The 19104-nt window shown below is 38.9% G+C and carries 16 protein-coding genes; 3 read left to right on the plus strand and 13 right to left on the minus strand.

The features are described from left to right. Positions 1-580: 580 nt before the first annotated feature. On the minus strand, positions 581-811 hold the full coding sequence (locus tag KSU66_RS08140) for a hypothetical protein (protein WP_269050946.1): 231 nt from the start codon (positions 809-811) through the stop codon (positions 581-583). Between the two features lie 603 nt (positions 812-1414). On the opposite strand from KSU66_RS08140, the gene KSU66_RS08145 reads away from it, so the two are divergent. Continuing rightward, complete coding sequence (locus KSU66_RS08145) at positions 1415-2017, plus strand: GNAT family N-acetyltransferase (protein WP_269050947.1); 603 nt, start codon at positions 1415-1417, stop codon at positions 2015-2017. Positions 2018-2317: 300 nt separating this feature from the next. Here KSU66_RS08145 and ptsP read toward each other — a convergent pair whose 3' ends face one another. The 6 genes from ptsP to KSU66_RS08175 all read right to left on the minus strand — a co-directional run bounded on the left by ptsP (position 2318) and on the right by KSU66_RS08175 (position 10071). Continuing rightward, the gene (gene ptsP, locus KSU66_RS08150) at positions 2318-4033 is read right to left on the minus strand and encodes a phosphoenolpyruvate--protein phosphotransferase (protein ID WP_269050948.1); all 1716 of its coding nucleotides are present in this window, start codon (positions 4031-4033) and stop codon (positions 2318-2320) included. Beyond that, complete coding sequence (locus tag KSU66_RS08155) at positions 4033-4299, minus strand: phosphocarrier protein HPr (RefSeq protein ID WP_269050949.1); 267 nt, start codon at positions 4297-4299, stop codon at positions 4033-4035. The genes ptsP and KSU66_RS08155 overlap by 1 nt, the downstream gene beginning before the upstream one ends. 325 nt (positions 4300-4624) lie before the next feature. Then, entirely contained in the window at positions 4625-5722 is a 1098-nt protein-coding gene (locus tag KSU66_RS08160) for an ABC transporter ATP-binding protein (protein WP_269050950.1), read from the minus strand. A gap of 146 nt (positions 5723-5868) precedes the next feature. After that, entirely contained in the window at positions 5869-6759 is an 891-nt protein-coding gene (locus tag KSU66_RS08165) for a PucR family transcriptional regulator (protein WP_269050951.1), read from the minus strand. A 243-nt stretch (positions 6760-7002) separates the two neighbouring features. After that, entirely contained in the window at positions 7003-8304 is a 1302-nt protein-coding gene (locus KSU66_RS08170; RefSeq protein WP_269050952.1) for a glucose-6-phosphate isomerase, read from the minus strand. 33 nt (positions 8305-8337) lie between these two features. Further along, positions 8338-10071, minus strand: a complete 1734-nt coding sequence (locus tag KSU66_RS08175; protein ID WP_269050953.1) for a phospho-sugar mutase — start codon at positions 10069-10071, stop codon at positions 8338-8340. 226 nt (positions 10072-10297) lie between these two features. Here KSU66_RS08175 and KSU66_RS08180 point away from each other — a divergent pair, with 226 nt between their 5' ends. Further along, on the plus strand, positions 10298-11164 hold the full coding sequence (locus KSU66_RS08180) for a Cof-type HAD-IIB family hydrolase (RefSeq protein WP_269050954.1): 867 nt from the start codon (positions 10298-10300) through the stop codon (positions 11162-11164). A 121-nt stretch (positions 11165-11285) separates the two neighbouring features. Here KSU66_RS08180 and larC (KSU66_RS08185) read toward each other — a convergent pair whose 3' ends face one another. The 6 genes from larC (KSU66_RS08185) to larC (KSU66_RS08210) all read right to left on the minus strand — a co-directional run bounded on the left by larC (KSU66_RS08185) (position 11286) and on the right by larC (KSU66_RS08210) (position 17718). After that, positions 11286-11756, minus strand: coding sequence for a nickel insertion protein (larC, locus tag KSU66_RS08185; protein WP_269050955.1), 471 nt, complete (start codon positions 11754-11756; stop codon positions 11286-11288). Positions 11757-11758: 2 nt separating this feature from the next. Further along, positions 11759-12514: a nickel pincer cofactor biosynthesis protein LarB gene (gene larB / locus KSU66_RS08190; protein WP_269050956.1), complete on the minus strand. Its 756-nt coding sequence runs from the start codon at positions 12512-12514 to the stop codon at positions 11759-11761. Positions 12515-12857: 343 nt separating this feature from the next. Next, entirely contained in the window at positions 12858-14330 is a 1473-nt protein-coding gene (locus tag KSU66_RS08195) for a gluconokinase (protein WP_269050957.1), read from the minus strand. 107 nt (positions 14331-14437) lie between these two features. After that, positions 14438-15208, minus strand: coding sequence for an SDR family oxidoreductase (locus KSU66_RS08200; RefSeq protein ID WP_269050958.1), 771 nt, complete (start codon positions 15206-15208; stop codon positions 14438-14440). Between the two features lie 21 nt (positions 15209-15229). Continuing rightward, positions 15230-16498: a lactate racemase domain-containing protein gene (locus KSU66_RS08205; RefSeq protein WP_269050959.1), complete on the minus strand. Its 1269-nt coding sequence runs from the start codon at positions 16496-16498 to the stop codon at positions 15230-15232. Between the two features lie 440 nt (positions 16499-16938). Continuing rightward, positions 16939-17718, minus strand: coding sequence for a nickel pincer cofactor biosynthesis protein LarC (larC, locus tag KSU66_RS08210; RefSeq protein WP_269050960.1), 780 nt, complete (start codon positions 17716-17718; stop codon positions 16939-16941). A gap of 139 nt (positions 17719-17857) precedes the next feature. Here larC (KSU66_RS08210) and KSU66_RS08215 point away from each other — a divergent pair, with 139 nt between their 5' ends. Beyond that, positions 17858-19057 (plus strand): ROK family protein, encoded by a 1200-nt coding sequence (locus tag KSU66_RS08215; protein ID WP_269050961.1) that lies wholly within the window; start codon positions 17858-17860, stop codon positions 19055-19057. Positions 19058-19104 lie beyond the last annotated feature (47 nt).

Raw genomic sequence — 19104 nt, forward strand, 5'->3', positions numbered from 1 at the left:
TAGCCTTATATGAAGTTCGTGTTCCTCAGACCGGAGGTTTGCCGCTCGCTTCCTTCAGATTCCATGTCGCCATGGGCACCCTTGCGTTAAGCTAACTGTTACTTCTACCTTCACAGTTCGGGACTTACACCCTATAGATTACGCCCATGCTGGGCGCACACAAAAAAACACACAGAATTTCTTTCCGTGTGTTCTTTTCAGTTTTTCTAAAGATATTATTAAGGTCATAGTCATAGAGTTTCTGAAGTACTACAGGAGTGTTTACAAAACCACCAAAAAACTAGCAGCAACTTTACTAACCATTTGCGAGAGGCTTTACTAAAGTGTGGAAAGTTTTAAACCTATCTTTCCCTAAAGTGCGGAAAGTTTTAAACCTATCTTTCCCTAAAGTGCGGAAAGTTTTAAACCTATCTTTCCCTAAAGTGCGGAAGCGAATTTAAGAGGACTTTTCATGTTCAAATATCGTCACTTTCTATTATGAGGTTGTCGGTCATGCAAATATTATTATTTAATGTTATTAATATAGTCTCTAAATCCAGTCCTAATCTAACTGAAGAACAGACTGCCCTTTATAGTCACATCAGTGATTTACTTTTGATACACTATTCAATTCTACTGCTGTGATAAAACTCTTCATTTCATAGATGAGATAATTCAAATCAAACTTTTCATCATCGAAATGTTTGTTCATATCATTAATGAACTCTTCAAGCTCTTCATCAGATAACGTCTGAACATCCACAAACTTCGCTGAAAAAACACTCAATATCTTACTTAGATGGATTGCTGATTGCCTGTCAAATCGACTCATTTCTCTCATCTCCCAGTAGAATTATATCATTACTATATCATAAATAGTATAAAAGTCATAGCGCAAAATGATAACTTTTTACACAATTCTAAAGTGACACTTTTCAATTACCCAAAGTCCCACTACAATCATAACTAGTAGTTTAAAAGAACAAAAAACTAACCCATTCACGAATCAGTCTAGTTCTGCCGTCTTCATAAACACAATCCGCCGATTTTCAATCCACAAGCAATACCATCATCGTCTACATCTTTCGTAACATGCCTTGCTACTTTTTTTACTGCCTCAGGTGTATTATCCTTTGTGATATCATGTCCGATATATTCTGGTTAACTCCTAAGTCTTGGAGTGGATAAATAACTTCAAAATAATACAAGATAAATAAAATATACATCTATTTCCCACAAAATTTCTCTTCATTTTTATGACGTTTCCCCTTATAATAATATCAGTACAAGAATATCACGATGGTGAAAGTGCTAATTAGATTACTGACCTAAGTTATGATTAAGCCCGTCTATTCCCTCCCCTTTTTAATTAGGAATGGCACTATCTAATTTCTTAAAGCTTTTAAAAATACGAACCATAAAAAGGAGTCCTGTGATGAACAATATTGTTTTGGTAAATGACATTGTTACATTGAGAACAATGCAACTTACAGATATCGATGCTATTTATGAAGCCGGAAATTTTAGTGAGATTTGGACGCACCTAATTGTTACGATTCAAAGTCGTGAAGATGCCGCAAGATTTGTTGAACAATCTTTGCTTAATAAAGATTTAGGCAAGGAACATCCATTTGTCATTATTGACAATACAACAAACCGCATTATTGGTGGAACGAAACTCATGAATCTAGACCACTATCATAAACGTATCGAAATTGGCTTTTCATGGATTTCTCCTGCCTATTGGCGAAGTCCCATCAATTCGAATTGCAAGTATTTATTAATGCAATATTGTTTCGAAGAACTCGATCTTAACCGCATTCAAATCCAAGCGGATGTAAGAAACGAACGCTCAAGAAATGCAATTGCACGGATTGGTGCTACGCAAGAAGGTATTCTACGTGATCATATGGTACGAAAAGACGGCACGCCTCGGGACACTGTAATATTTAGTGTTATTCGTCCAGAGTGGCCAATGGTTAAAATGCACATCAAACAATTAATGAACCAAATGCAAGCAGTCAAACAGACGAATTAATACCCTTAAAGGATTCTGTGAATTTATAACAGGATCTTTTTTCGTATTCAACTTTAGTTCCAAAGTATATAAACCTCCGCGGTTATTCGGTTCTAAACTGAAGTTGAGGTTAATGGATATTTAATTGGACAAATATAGAAGAAAGAGCCGAGATGGATTTAGGTATTAAGTTTAAAGTTGTAAGCGGAACATCCAGTGACAGTAGAGACTCCCCCTCTCTATGGTTAGTTGGAATTCAAAAAGCAACACCCCTGAACTTTTAACAAAGTTCAAGGATGTTGCTTTTATGCCTAGCATTTTTTACTTCTTCAAGCGATTTGTAACAGCCTGCACTACTTCTTCTGCAGTCCCCATCTGAAGAGCTTCTGCTGCTAGCTCTACCATATCACTTTTATTCAGTTGACGAATTTGTGCGCGAGCTTTTAATATTGATGTCGCACTCATTGAGAACTCATCAAGACCTAAACCAAGCAACAACGGTACTGCGATTTCATCTCCAGCCATTTCCCCACACATTCCAGCCCATTTTCCTTCTTTATGAGCAGCATCTATTACCATCTTAACAAGACGTAATATTGCTGGGTTACATGGTTGGTACAAATATGAAACACGCTCGTTCATACGATCTGCAGCCATTGTATATTGGATCAAATCATTTGTGCCGATACTGAAGAAATCAACTTCTTTTGCAAATTGATCTGCCAGTATTGCAGTAGATGGAATTTCCACCATGATGCCTACTTCAATGTCTTCGGAAATAACCACGCCATTGGCGAGTAACATTTGTTTTTCTTCTTCCAAAATAGCTTTTGCTTCTCTGAACTCTTCAAGCGTAGCAATCATCGGGAACATAATTTTCAAGTTTCCAAAAGAACTTGCTCTTAATAGAGCTCTTAATTGCGTACGGAAAATGTCCTGTTCTTCTAAACATAAGCGAATTGCACGGAAACCTAAGAATGGATTCATTTCAGTTGGAAGATTTAAATAAGGAAGTTCTTTATCGCCACCAACGTCAAGTGTTCTTACAACGACTGGCTTACCTTCCATTCCTTCAAGGACCTTTTTATAGGCCACGAACTGCTCTTCTTCAGTTGGAAGTTGGTCTCTGCCCATATATAAAAATTCTGTACGGTATAAACCAATTCCTTCTCCGCCGTTATTGATAACCCCTTCTAAGTCTTCTGGAGTACCTATATTCGCGGCTAACTCAACTTGATGCCCGTCAGCACTAATCGTATCCTCATTCACTAGCTTAGCCCATTCTGCTTTTTGTTCCTCAAACTTCTGCTGTTCTGCTTCGTATTGAGAAATTACTTCAGCAGTAGGATTAATATGTATTTTTCCACTTAATCCATCAACAATGACGATATCGCCATCTTGAATAAGCGTTGTTGAGTCTTTTGTTCCAACAACAGCCGGAATTTCCAACGATCTGGCCATAATTGCGGAGTGGGATGTTCTTCCACCAATGTCTGTAGTGAAACCTTTTACAAATTTACGGTTCAGCTGAGCCGTATCGGACGGTGTTAAATCTTCCGCAATAATGATTACCTCTTCGGAAATCGTACTAGGGGTCACGATTTTAACACCTAATAAGTGAGATAGCACTCGCTTTGTTACATCACGAATATCTGCCGCTCGTTCCTGCATGTATTCATTATCCATTTGCTCAAACATTGTAATAAACATATCTGTCGTTTCTTTAAGTGCATGTTCAGCGTTAACTTTCTCAGTTTTAATTTTATCTTCGATTGGAGCAATTAACTCCGGATCGTTCAAAACTAAAACATGCGCGTTGAAGATTGCAGCTTCATCGGCACCTAGTTCCTTATCGGCAATCTTTCGAATTGCCTCCAATTCACCCTTAGCAATAGTTAAAGCAGATTGAAAGCGTTCAACTTCTTTCTGAACGTCTTCAATCGTCTTTTCCGTGAATGTTAAATCTGGCTCAACTAAACAATATGCTTTGGCAATCGCAATTCCGCTCGATGCGGCAATTCCCTCTAATAAGCGCATTATTTAGCCAAACCTTCTTCTTTTAATGTTTTTTCAAGTTCATTTAGCGCTTCTTGTTCGTCCGTTCCTTCAGCAGTAATTGTGAACTCTGCACCTAGAGCGATACCTAATGACATAACACCTAAAATCGATTTCAAGTTAACATTTTTTTCGTTGTGAACCAATTTTACGTCTGATGTAAACTTGTTAGCTACACTTACTAGCGTTGCTGCTGGACGTGCATGAATCCCCGCTTCGTCTATTATTGTAAATTGTTTTTCAACCATATTAATCAAACTCCTTCTATTTTATTGTTTTAGTTTTTGTTATATTTGTCTACAGATAGACCATTTCCAGTGCTATGTTGGTGCATCGAGTCTTTTATATTCTAACACAAATCTCCTCATAACACGCATTCGCAGATTAACCTTATTTAGGATAGAATATAATTCTCACGACTAATTAATTATAGCATGTCCATTTCAAATGTTGAACAATTTCCAACCGGAATAACTGGTTCAAGCTTGCGAAATGATTCCTTCCTTAATTAATAAAAAAACTGCCAAAAGGATCAAATGTTCCTTTTTGGCAGTTTTTTATGGTTTGCTGATTTTACTTAATTCTTAATTCTGTTTCGATATCGAAAAAGTGTGCTTTAGATAAGTTAAATGCAAGGTCAATTGTTTGACCAGCTTCAACGTTGAATCGTGCATCAACACGTGCAACAAAGTCTTGGCCGTTCACTTTAGAATATAGAACAATTTCTGCCCCCATTAATTCGGCAACTTCAATCGACGCGCGAATTTTTGTTTCTGGAGATGATTCTATGAATAACGGCTCATCATGAATATCCTCTGGACGTATTCCGAGAATGATGTCTTTCCCCTCATAGCCTTGCTCACGAAGAACTTTCATTTTACCTTCAGGAACTAATACTTTTACATCCCCTGTTACAAAATAATTCCCTTCCAATTTACCGTTTATAAAGTTCATCGCCGGAGAACCAATAAATCCACCAACGAAAACGTTGTTTGGCTCATCATAAACTTCTTTTGGCTCGCCAACTTGTTGGATAAGCCCATCTTTCATAACAACTAGACGCGTTGCCATTGTCATTGCTTCGGTTTGGTCATGAGTTACATAAACAGTTGTTGTTTGTAGACGTCTGTGTAATTTTTGAATCTCTGCACGCATTTGAACACGTAATTTAGCATCCAAGTTGGATAACGGCTCATCCATTAGGAATACTTCAGCATCACGAACAATAGCACGGCCTAACGCAACACGCTGGCGCTGACCACCTGAAAGAGCTTTTGGTTTACGGGTAAGCATATCTTCAAGTCCAAGAATTTCGGCTGCATTGTTAACGCGTTTTTTAATTTCATCTTTTTTAAATTTACGAAGTTTCAAACCAAATGCCATATTATTGTATACATCCATATGTGGATAGAGCGCATAGTTTTGGAACACCATTGCGATGTCGCGATCTTTTGGTGGCACATCGTTAACGCGCTTATCCCCAATATATAGATCACCATCTGTGATTTCTTCCAAACCAGCAATCATTCTAAGTGTCGTCGACTTTCCACAACCTGACGGGCCAACCAATACTAAGAATTCTTTATCTCTAATTTCTAGGTTAAAGTTATCTACTGAAACAATATCTTTATCATATACTTTTCTTATATTTACTAATCTTAAGTCTGCCATTCTATTCCCTCCAAGGTATGTAAGTGCTTTCATTTATTAATGTAATCATACAATTATTCCACTATTTAAGTAATGGTAAAGATGCACAAAGTATTAGATAGTCTTCGTGCACCTTTGCTAGAAGGATTTATCCGCGAGATTGGGAGTCACTTTCTAGCCAACAAAGCGAGATACACCGTCATCGCTTGATGGAATTGACGGATATCAATCCCCGTTTTCTCAAGGAAACGATCCAATCTATACTGGAGGCTGTTGCGGTGCATATGCAGTTCTTTTGCTGTTTCAGAAATATTTAAATTACATTGGACAAACGTTTCAATCATTTTCAAGGTTTCAGCATCATTGATGTATTCCTGTAAAACAGTTTCACTCATTTTTTTCCTTATGCCTTGCTCTGTTTGGTCAATGAGCAAATAAGGCACAGCGTCAATATAAGTTACGACAGTCTTATTCGAGTAAGTGAAAACCTTTTTTGTCGCCCCAGTGATTGATTGATAATATTGATTGACATCCTTAAGGTCTTTCTGAAAAGGACCCACATAAAATTTTATTTTTACATACAAATCACTCATTAGTATATCGATAATTTGTTCATATGAAGTACTTTCTTCATGGGTGGACAGTTCTTCTATGATAATTCCCTGATGCTCATTTTCCCAAAGTATCGGCACTTGCTTCCCAAATAATTCTTGGATTGCACTCTTGAATAATATAGGGGTGATTTGGTTTTTATTAATTGAAAAATAGATAAAACGATAGGGGTTATCCAATGTAAATACCATCTCAGCATTTGGCTCAGTTATATGGATTACTTTCTGCCATCTTTGCTCCTCAGCCGTCAGTATTGGGAACTCTATACTATATGGTGATAAAAAAGTGGCTAATAATAAAGAATCTTTGGGTGTGACTTCCTTTTCATGAATCCCAATAACCACGTTCGCATCTGTCACAAACCATTTATAGTGATGATTTAAATTATCCGTTCCTTCCGCATAGATTAGGAGTGACGGATAGATTTTTCGTAATTGACTGATCATAGAATCCCTCTTTCTTCAGAAAAAAACTCGTTATTGTCATTCATTATAATACAGACCGCCTGAATATTCACGCGGACATCGATTGCCCTGTCCGCCATTCAAGCCTACTTTTTATAACAAAGTACTAAACACTTAATTTTGATGATACTTTAAGCATTTTCAAAATCTACATATCACTCTCTATTAATTATAATTAAAAAAGCCCCTTACGTCGCAATAAACAGACGTAAGGGACTGTCAATTTTACTTCTCTTCAACAAACCCTGGCTTCTCTAGCATTCTGAATATATTTTTCTTATACTCTTCAACGCCTGGCTGATCAAAAGGATTTACGCCGAGTAAATAGGCACTCATAGCACATGAAATTTCAAAGAAATAAATTAAATAACCAATATGGTAAGCATCATGCTTTCCAACAGTGAGATGGATAAGAGGTACTCCCCCATCGTCATGCGCTTGCATTGTCGCACGTAAAGTTACTTCATTAATTTCGTTCATTGTTTTATCAGAAAGATAATTGAGTCCGTCTAGGTTATCTTTCGAAGTTGGGATTCCACAGTCTTCAACGGATTCTTCAAATTGGACGAATGTCTCGAAAAGCATTCGCTGTCCATCTTGAACGTATTGACCAAGTGAATGTAAATCAGTTGGATAAGCAACTGACGCTGGGAAAATACCCTTCCCGTCCTTCCCTTCGCTTTCTCCGTATAGCTGCTTCCACCACTCGTGGAATGTCGCGAAACGTGGTGTGAAGCTTGCTAGGATCTCCACATTGTAGCCTTCTGATAGCAGCTGATTCCGTAATGCCGCATATTTGTAGGCATTGTTAGCGCTAATATCTTCGGTAGAAAGCTCACTGACTGCATCCTTCGCGCCTGCAATTAGCTGCTCGATATCGATTCCAGCAACTGCGATTGGAAGAAGTCCCACTGGCGTAAGAACTGAAAATCGACCGCCAACATCGTCTGGTACAACGAATGTTGTGAATCCTGAGCGGACAGCCATTTCTCTTAAAGCACCTTCTGATTTATCCGTAATTGCTACGATTCGCTCATTTACTGACGAACCGTAACGGTTTTCCATATACTCAAGCAAAATTCGGAAAGCAATAGCAGGTTCAGTCGTTGTTCCTGATTTTGAAATGACGATAACTGCTGCTTCTTTTCCTTCGATATGAGCCAATAATTGTTTCATATATGTTCCGCTTAAATTCTGTCCCGCGAAGATAACTTCCGGATCGTCTGAGTTCCTTTCAAAATACGGAGACAGCGCGTCTATAACTGCCTTTGAACCTAGATAGGAACCTCCTACACCAATAACGATAACGACCTCTGAAGATTTTCGTAATCGTGCTGCGACTTCTAGGACTTCCTCTAATTCGTTCGTCGGAATTTCATTCGGAAGGTTTTTCCATCCTAAAAACTCGCCACCGACAGCTGTTCCGCTTGCCATTTCACTGTGTATCTTTTTTACTTGTTCTCCGTAAAGTTCCTCGAGTTTAGCATTCGAAATATGCGCCTGTTTAAGTGTTATCGGTAATCCCATTTTATCGTTCCCCATTTCAAATAGTTTATCTCATTATGAGTTAGATGTTACCTTCTCTACTATTGCCATGACAGTATCTTTTAATGCCGATAAGAGTTCATCACTTTCGGTCTTCGTTTTAGCTTTAACTCCGAAGTAAAACTTAATCTTCGGCTCTGTTCCAGATGGACGTATCGCAAACCATGAGCCGTCCATTAATTTGAACTTTAGCACATCTGCAATAGGTAATTCGAGCGGAAGCTTCTCTCCTGATGCAAAGTTAATAGAATGACCAAGCGCGTAGTCTTCAACCACAGAGAGTGGCTTTGGAAACTCACTTACAAAGGTGTCCGATTGGAAATAGCTCATCGTTTCCTTAATCTTCGCCATGCCTGACTTTCCTTTGAGCGTTATGGATTCCAAATCTTCTTGATAGAATCCGTGCTCTTCATACAATGCATTGAGACCTTCCAATAATGTTTGACCGTTTGCTTTATAATTAGCCGCCACTTCGGCAATCATTACTGCAGCCTGGACAGCGTCTTTATCACGCACGAAATCGCCGATCAAGTAGCCATAGCTCTCCTCATAACCAATGAGGAAGGTAGATTCTGCCGTCTTTTCAAATTCTAAAATCTTCTCGCTAATAAATTTAAATCCTGTCAGTATATCAAGTGTTTTAACACCATATTTAGTTGCAATTGCCCGACCAAGTTCTGATGTAACAATTGTTTTTACGACAACACCATTATCCGGTAATACATTACGATTCAACTTATCTTCCAACAATGCATTGACTAATAATGCGCCGATTTGGTTGCCCGTTAGAAATACATATTCGCCATCTAAATCTCGTACTGCTACGCCCATTCGGTCTGCATCTGGATCCGTCGCTAGAAGTATATCTGCTTCTACTTTATGACCATATGTCAGCGCCATTTCAAAAGCCTGGGACTCTTCTGGATTCGGATATTTGACGGTCGTAAAGTCAGGGTCCGGAATTGCCTGTTCACTAACAACAGTTACGTTTTCGAATCCCGCTACTTCAAGACCTCTAAGCACTAATTTCCCACCAGCTCCGTGAAGCGGTGTATAAACAATAGATAGACTTTTATCAAGTTTTCCTTCTAATAAAATCTCGTCCAAATGTTTTACATATCGGTCGCTCATTTCATGGCCCAAATAAGTAAGTAGCCCCTCCTCTAAGAGTTCTGCTTCTTCTTTGACCTCTACCGAAAATAGATCAGTAATACCCTCAGTGTGACTTGTAACTTCATTTGCGGCTTCTGACGCAACTTGTCCGCCGTCTTCTCCGTACACCTTTAGCCCATTGTATTCCGAAGGATTGTGACTAGCGGTAATTACAATTCCCGAAAATGTATTTAACTCTCTCACTGCAAAAGATAATAACGGCGTCGATTGAAGTTCATCAAATAAAAAAGTACGAATGCCATTATGCCCAAGGACCTTCGCAACTTCTAGACCGAATTCTGGGGATTGATGCCTCGAATCATAGGCAATGACAACGCCACGATTTACAGCATCGTCTCCACAACTCCTAATATATAATGCAAGTCCTAGTGCTGCCTTCCTAACCGTATAAATGTTCATTCGGTTCGTACCAAATCCTAATTCACCGCGCAGACCAGCTGTGCCAAATGAAAGGTTTCGATAAAAACTATCTTCCATTAATCCATTGTTATTTTTTTCAAGTAAAAGTTGTTGTTTTAATGTGGTTTCAAGATTTTGATTCGTAAGCCATTTAGCTGCTTCAGTTTTCCAACTCAATATGAACAACCTCCAAAGATCAAAGTTTACAAATATAATGCCCTATTACTTTCGGCTAGGTGTTTAAACTTATATTATATCATATATAATTTGTTTTCTCTCAATTCTAACAGAATACTTCACTAGTTTAATACAATGAGCTTTTGCTATCGAGCCTACTTATTGATATTTAACGTTTTCATTGGTAACATCAGTCTCTACCGATATATAAAGATGGGAGATTATTATGATTAGTCTTATAGCAATTGATATGGATGGAACAATATTAAATCCTGACCATTCCATTAGTCAAAAAAATAAACAAGCGATTTTAGATGCGCAGTCACAAGGAATTGAAGTTGTTATTGCTACAGGAAGAAGTTACTCTGAGGCCCTTATCCCTGTTAAAGAAGCGGGATTAAAAGTGCCTTATATTTGTCTTAACGGTGCCGAAGTTAGAGATTCTTCTGGAGAATTGATTTCAGCAACTCATATAGTTGAAAGTGACATTGAAAAGATCACCTCAATTTTAGATGCTGAAGCAATCGAATACCAATTATTTATTGACACGATTGTTTATACAAGAGATATCGAAAGCCCGCTAAATGCATTCATTCAACTTGCCAGGGAAGCTGGTCAAAACCCTCCAGTAGAAGAAATTCGCAAAGATATTATGAAACAAGTAAAACTAGGAACTCTTCAACAAATTGACTCGTTCGATGATTTGATCAACCAACGAGGAAATGAAATATATAAAATTTTTGGAACATCCTTTAATATGCCAGATCTAGATAAAGCTCGAAAAGCCCTTCAACAGATACCTGGACTAGCGATTAGCTCATCCGGCGCAGGTAATTTGGAAATTACAAATATCAATGCACAAAAAGGGATTGCTGTCGAAAAGCTTGCTAAGAGCAAAGGCTTATCTATGGAAAATGTCATGGCCATCGGCGATAACTACAATGACTTATCAATGATGGAACGTGCAGGACACTCTGTTGCTATGGGCAATGCCCCAGATGAAATTAAAGCAGCTTGCACTAAGGTTACAACATCAAATGCAGAAGACGGCGTTGGATTAGCCATAGAAGCAATTCTACAACCGCAAAATTAATTTTATAAAAAAAGTCCTCCCTAATTTGAACTAGCAAATTAGGGAGGACTTTTCTGTAGCCACTTAAAATAGGTATCTCTCTACAAATAATCCCTTGCACTCTGAACCCGCTATTGATGAATCACCCCATCAATTGTTTCCACACTTGTTCATAGACCTTTTTCAACGGAATATTGTACTTCTCGGCGATTTTCTTACAATCCTCAAATTCTGGGGAACTCTGAATGACCTGTCCTTCAAGAATCCCTTCCTTAACCGTTACCGTGCCCCATTCCGTAATTACTTCGCGAAACCTTCGCTCAGCACGATGAACAGTTAAAGGATAGTAACGTATACCTAAAGTTGTTGTTTCTTTAAATATTAATTGTTTCATTTTATCAAGATTGTCACGGGAACAAAGTAATTGAAGTAATATCCCAGGCCTGTTTTTCTTCATATGAATAGAGGTATAATAAACGTCATTTGCCCCAGACTCAATCAATAAATTCATCAGATACCCAAGTAATTCCCCTGAAATATCGTCAAAATTCACTTCCATTTTAAACATTTCATGATCTATATGTTCATTGTTTGGAGGATGCTTGAGAGTCATCGTCAACACTCCTCATCTTTTGGTTGTGCCAAACGATGAATCAGTACAGCATTGTACGCCCCGCCAAATCCATTATCTATATTCACGACGCTAATGCCCGATGCACAAGAATTTAACATTGTCAGTAGCGCTGCCACACCGCCAAAACTTGCTCCGTAGCCAACACTTGTTGGAACTGCAATGACGGGATGCGAGACCAGCCCGCCTACGACGCTTGGGAGTGCACCATCCATCCCGGCTACTACAATAGTAACCGTAGCTTGTTGGATTTCCTCAATATTATCCAGTAAGCGGTGAATGCCTGCCACGCCTACATCATAAAAACGACGCACTTCACAACCAAACGCCTCCGCAGTAACTACAGCCTCTTCCGCCACACGTAAATCAGATGTACCCGCACAAACAACTGCGATGTATCCTGTATAAGGATTCTCCTTTTTTGTTCGTTCAGAAAACAGGATTTCTGCTTGACTGTTATAAATCAAATCGGGGTGTTCTTGAAGCACAACTGCCGATTTTTCCTTCGAGATTCGTGTGACCAATACTTCATTACCATTCGCTCTAATTGCTTTAATAATGGCAGTGATTTGCTCAGCAGACTTCCCTTCACCATAAATCGTTTCTGGGAAACCTTGGCGCTTCTCACGATGATGATCGACTTTCGCAAAGCCTAGATTTTCGTATGTTGCTAATTTTTCCTTTGCACTCTCAACACTTAATGAACCTTGTTGGACCTGCTTCAGAATTTCTTCCATCAATAGTCACTCTCCTTGCTCCTTTAATACTTGATGCTGTAGGCTATATATATTGAAATAAAGAATCCGACATTTAGTTGGTTGGAGTGTAAATCGGCGACTCCAGCGGGAACAGCGCGAGCTGAAGGCCCCGCAGGAGCGCGATTTTCGCGACGAGGAGACTGAAGCCGTGCCCGCGGAAAGCGTCCGATTGGAACGGAAACCTACGTGATTGAAGCAAATCGGACTTTTTCAGTGGCCTCACGGAAAGCGTCAGGGAAAGATTGAACTGTAACTTTCCGCACTGTCCGATTGGAACGCAAATCAACGGCTTATTTGAGCTAGAATCTTTAGATCGACATATATATCAAAAGTACTTAGCTAAATCCCTGGCTATCTGCTCGTACTTTACAAACGCCTTGGCGTAGATTTCATGATTTTCTTCATTAGGTTTAATGATTGCTTCAATTGGGATATTCTGCTTAATTTCTTCAAATGAATCTACTTTTCCAATAGCAACGAGTGCCGTCCATGCTGCGCCCCAAGCTGCGCTATGATGACTTTCTGAGAGATAAACTTCCTTGCCAAATACATCCGCTAACATCTGAACCCATAATGGGGATCTAGCCAAACCACCATTGACAAAGATTTTCTCCGGTTCGCCCGCTTGGCGCTCGAGAGCTTGTCCGATATGGTATAGATTATACGTAATACCTTCCAATACAGCACGAACTAAGTGTTCTTTTTTATGCGTAATTGACAGTCCAAAGAAGTTTCCTTTAGCCTCCTGATTCCAAACTGGCGCTCTTTCCCCGTTTATATAAGGCAGAAATAACAATCCTTCTGCACCAGGTGCCACTTGCTCTGCTTCCGCAGTTAATTCTTCAAAACTGCCTTCATATTCTATAAGTTCCTTCAGCCATTGTAATGCAATCCCACCATTATTTGTTGGCCCACCAATTATTGATAGTTCTTTTGTAAACGCATAGCAAAATGTTTCCTGGTTTTCACTTACCTCAAAACCGCTAATCATTTGCCTAATTGCCCCGCTTGTACCGGCAGATATTGCCACTTCTCCTGGTGAAATTGCGCCGCTTCCTAGGTTCGCCAATTGCCCATCCGCGGAACCGATTACGAATCGCATATCACTCGAAATGCCCATCTCATCGGCAATCCCTTTATCTATACCTGTTAGTATTTCCGTCGGTGGGACAATCTGAGACAGCTGATTCTTCTTAACACCTGCAAGTGCCAGCGCTTCTTCATCCCAATCGAATGTATTCATATTAAATAAGCCCGTAGCCGATGCCATCGAATAATCAATCAGCCTTTGACCAAACCACTTTTGAATGACATATTCCTTTGCTGAAATAAAATACGTCGCTTCATTGTATGGCTCAAAATTCGTTTCCTTCATCCACAGTAATTTACTAAACGGCGACATTGGATGATTGGGTAGCCCTGTTCTTTCATAGATTTCTTTACCGTTTATCTGCCTAAGTTCTTTTGCTTGCTCGTTGCTTCTACCATCGGACCAAATAATCGCTTTGGATAAAGGCTTATAGTTATTGTCTACACAAATAAGCGAATGCATCGCACAAGAAATACCCAATGTTAACAGCTCATCTTGTTTTATTTGCGCCTTCTCCATAACATCCCTGATTGCGCCTACGGATGACCTTTCAATTTCAACAGGATCCTGTTCGACCCACCCAGGTTGTGGATAATATGATGCAATCATTGTTTCCGCTTCAGCCACTAATTTCCCGTTTAACTCAAAAATAACTGCTTTTGCGCTTGTCGTACCTATATCGAGTGCGATTACTAATTCCCTAGACATCTATATCTTCCTTTCTATATGTAAAAAATACTTGCGTTAACATAGAAAAAGCCTTGGAATCTCCTCCAAAGCTCTTTCTATTTACTAAGCAGAAGGCATGACGATACTTAAATTGTCATACTTCCAAATCCACCATCTACGCGAATTAGCGTTCCAGTGACAAAGCTTGATGCACGATCTGACGCAAGCCAAACTGCCGTTCCAACCAATTCTTCTGGATCCCCAAATCGGTTCATAGGTGTATGGCCCATGATTGATGCAATTCTATCTTCGCTCAGAATTTTACGGTTTTGCTCCGCTGGGAAGAATCCTGGAATAATTGCATTTACACGAATACCATGAGGTGCGAATTCACGCGCCAAGAATTGTGTCATGTTATTAACGCCTGCTTTTGAAACAGAATATGTAAATACTCTCGACAATGGCGTTGTAGAAGAAACGGATGATATATTAATAATACTTCCTTTTCGTTCTTGTTCAATCATTCTTTTTGCAAATACTTGCGTTGTTAATACAATTCCTTTTAGGTTAACATCCATAATATGATCCCATTCATCTTCGGCTATGTCGAAGAACGGTGTAGGACTGTTCGTTCCTGGTGCATTTACTAGGATATCCCATCCGCCTGACCACGCTTCAATTTCATTCGCAACATTTTCAAGTGATTCTTTTGAAACAACATCAGCTTGAAATGCCTTGGCTAAGCCACCGCCGTCTATTATGTCCTTTGCAACTTGCTCAGCAGTCTCAATATTACGGCCGACAATAGCTACCTGTGCACCTTGGTTTGCTAACCCTTTAACCATTGCTGAACCTAAGACACCGTTGCCGCCTATAGCAACTGCTGTTTTTCCAGTCAAATCAAATAAGTTATTCACACTAATTTCCCCCTAGTAGTATTAAGCTAAATTTCCTTCATCATCAAACTTCAACTCATATAAGTCTGTTATCTGTGTTAAATAATCATGCGCTACTACTTCATTCAGTAAAGCTTCCGATACTTCGATCTCGCTCAGTTCCAGCGTATTCTTAATGCGAACCATTTTTACTTTAGTGAAATCAAAAATATTACACGTTTTAATCGCTGCTTTTAATGCCAGTCGATCATTAGCCAACGTCGTTGAAGCCTTTGTTGGTGCGACAACTGTTGATGTGAGTCCATTTGCATAAGTCGCTGCCCAGTCCGTCTTGTCAATTAGGCGCTGCGTTGTAAAGTCAGCTGTACCTACACCGTTCGCATTGCCTTCTGTTTCCGGAGTTAAATCCAGCACTATCATCTTATTAACTTCAGGTCCTCCGTGCGCATAAGGGGTGGGGTAACGTCCCGTAATATTTGGATCCATGCCATCCCCACTAATATTTTTACCAATTTCATCGATGACTAACACATCGATTTTATCGAAGTTAATTTTTGGTAAGAGTTCTTTCGCTAACTTTTGAAGCTCTGTTTCTTTCGTTTCAATTTCGTGCGGTAACAGCACTTCGATGTGTGCAATTTTATCGAAAGCATTTTCAACTGTCGCAACGCCGAAAAGAATAGGCAGTTTATCAATAATCATGTTAGACATCTGGATAATATGCTTGCCCATATGCTCAAATCCTAATTGGTGACAGGCTTCAGCACCTTTTTGTTTACCTAAACCGATGGCGATCATCTTCATAACGCCACTTTCAACAGTACCTCTAAAAGCAGTATGCGGCTTTACACGGTTGATGACGACAATCCCATCTGCCTTTGAAGCAAGTTTATCAACATAAACAGGTAGGCCATTCGGTAACTTTCCAATCTCCACAACTTCCATCGACGAACGGATTTCACAATTAGCAGTTTCTTCAGTTACACCCAAATGTGCCAATACCGCAGTTTGGCCTTCTGCAGATGCTCCCCCGTGACTTCCCATACTTGGGACAATAAATGGTTTTGCGCCGAGATCTTGTAAGAAATTAATCGTGCGAGCCGTAACTTCGACAAGTTGGTCAATTCCCCTACTGCCTACAGCTACCGCTATTTCCATACCAGGTTTTACAGTTTTTCGAATCTCTTCTCTTTGCAATGCTTCCTGTAATGCCGCGTCGACATTATCCAACTTTTCATTGGCAAATGACTGTCGAACTTTCGTCATTTTCGGCAATGGAATATCCTTTAAAAGCTCTTCAATAATCCCCATAAATGATCCACTCCTATTTAATATTTTTTCGATTGGCAAGCCCTTAAGCTATAACTCAGCCACAGTTATGTTTATAAAGTCTTCCTAGTAATATTATTTCCGTTGTTATAACAAAACCTGAAAAACCCTTGGAATTCCTACGGGTCCCTTATTTAATTTCCAAACAATTGAAAGCCCTTGCAATTGCTATTGTATCAATCTAATTCTCAAAGTACATGTAGTTTGTTTATCGTCCAAACAAATGCTTAATTACAGAATATCATTCATCCGTTTTTTCGTCAATAATCATCAATAGAGAGGTTTGTTGGAGTCATTGTTCTTTCGATAAGATGAATATAAGGTAAGATTTTCGGACCATAGAACGGGATATCTATCTTTCCCGTTCTATAAATACTTATCAATAGTTATAATCCATTTTTCCTGTCATTGAAGGGTTTATCTCACTCCCCAATAATAACCCGCAGGACGTTTGGATGATTTGGAAAACTCTTCGTACCAGCTCCGTAGCCAATTGACTCTACTGTCATAGCTGGAATTGTACAAAATTCCGTTGCAAGTTCACCCGCAATTGCTGCCCCCGTTGGCGTTGCTAACTCACCACTTAAATCACTTTTGGCAATCGGGATTCCACGTAAAATTTCTAATGTAGCAGGTGCAGGTACTGGATATACGCCATGATCAATATGTATTTTTCCAGAACCTACAGGAATAGGTGATGATTTGATCATTTTTATATTTAGCTGATTAAGTAATATAGCCGTCCCGACAATATCAATTATCGAATCCACTGCTCCCACCTCATGAAAATGAACTTCGTCAAGTGGCACGCCATGGATTTTACCTTCCGCTACGCCAATTCTTTTAAAGATATTAATTGCAGTACTTTGTACCTCCTCAGAAAATTCGGCTGCCTTAATCAACTTCACAATATCTTTATACGATCGATGATCATGATGTTCATGTTCTTCTAAATCATGGTCGTGTTTGTGATTGTCTTCGTGTCCTTCTTCATGCTTTTCATGAGTCAATAAAACATCAAATTTCGTACTTGTAATCCCATTTTTAATTACTTTATCGAATTTTAATTCGTATTCATTTTTTATATTAAGTTTTTTCAATTCTTGTACTAAGTTGTCCGAATCTCCACCTGCATCTATTAAAGCACCAATAACCATGTCCCCACTAATTCCGGAAAAGCAGTCAAAGTATAGTATTTTCATTTTAATTATCCCTCTCTACGCTATGCTATAATGTATTCAATGTAATGTTTCTTCGGTGGCTAAACAATCTAAATAATGTTTGGGAATTCCTTGAACGAGTATAACTTTATTAACTTTATTAATACAGGGGGACACACAAATGATCACTGGTGATGGAGCATACATAAAAAAAATTAACAGGAATTTGCTTTTAAGTAAAATAATAGAGTACGGTTTGATCTCCAGGGCAGACTTATCCAAAATTACGGGACTGAACAAAGCAACAATATCAGTGCAGGTTGCCGACTTATTAAATGAAGAATTGATTTATGAAACAAAGTTAGAGCATAACGTTGTTGGTAGAAGACCAATCATGCTATCCGTTAACAAAAACGCGGGTTACGTATTAGGAATCGATATCGATTATAATATGATTAGATTTTTAGTCTCTGACTTAGGCGGTAATCCAGTCTGCTATGATTCGTTGACCTTGGATAGCCTTCATTATGAAGATATTGTCCTCTTGCTCACTAAACATATTAAGGCCTATAAAAATACTTATGCAAATTGTCGTTATGGAATGGTCAGTGTAACCATCGGGATCCATGGTACTGTCAATAATGAGGATGAAATCAATTTTGTCCCGACCTATCAATGGAAAAATAAATCCTTGAAGTCTGATCTTAGCAAAGAACTAGACATCGATATTTCCATCCAAAATAACGCAAATTTGTCTGCTTATGCAGAGCGTGTATATAAACATCATGAAAGCAATAATTTACTGTGCATCATTTTATCATCTGGAATTGGCGCAGGTATTATGATTGATGGAAAACTCCACACAGGTTTTGACGGCTATGCCGGCGAGATGGGCCATATGATTATTGCCCGGAACGGTGAAGCATGCCCATGTGGCAACAATGGTTGTTGGGAGCAATACGCATCGGAACCAACCCTGCTTGCACGGTTATCCAATCAGTTGAACATTCCCAATATAAATTATGATGATGTAGCCAATTTGATTGCAAAACAGGACCCTATCGCGATTAAACTAATGGACCAATTTATTATTGATTTATCTGTTGGACTTAATAACATCATCAATATGTACAACCCAGAAACATTAGTTTTATCAAGTGAGATATTAAAACTGTATCCAAACGCTGTGGATGAAATAAAAAATAATTTAAATTTCACAGTAAGCCAGTACCGTGATTTAGTTCTATCAGATTTTGATAATAAATCATGTGTCATGGGCGCATGTGCACTTGCCATTCAGCGTTTCTTAGAGGTTCCTCAACTTATATTGACGTTAACTGAAAACTCTATCCCATCTAATAAATTGGCTAGTAGTAAATAATTTAAGATTTAGGTAAAAAATAGAACTCCCCTGAAAAGGGAGTTCTA

It is taken from the genome of Sporosarcina sp. G11-34, from assembly GCF_026931025.1.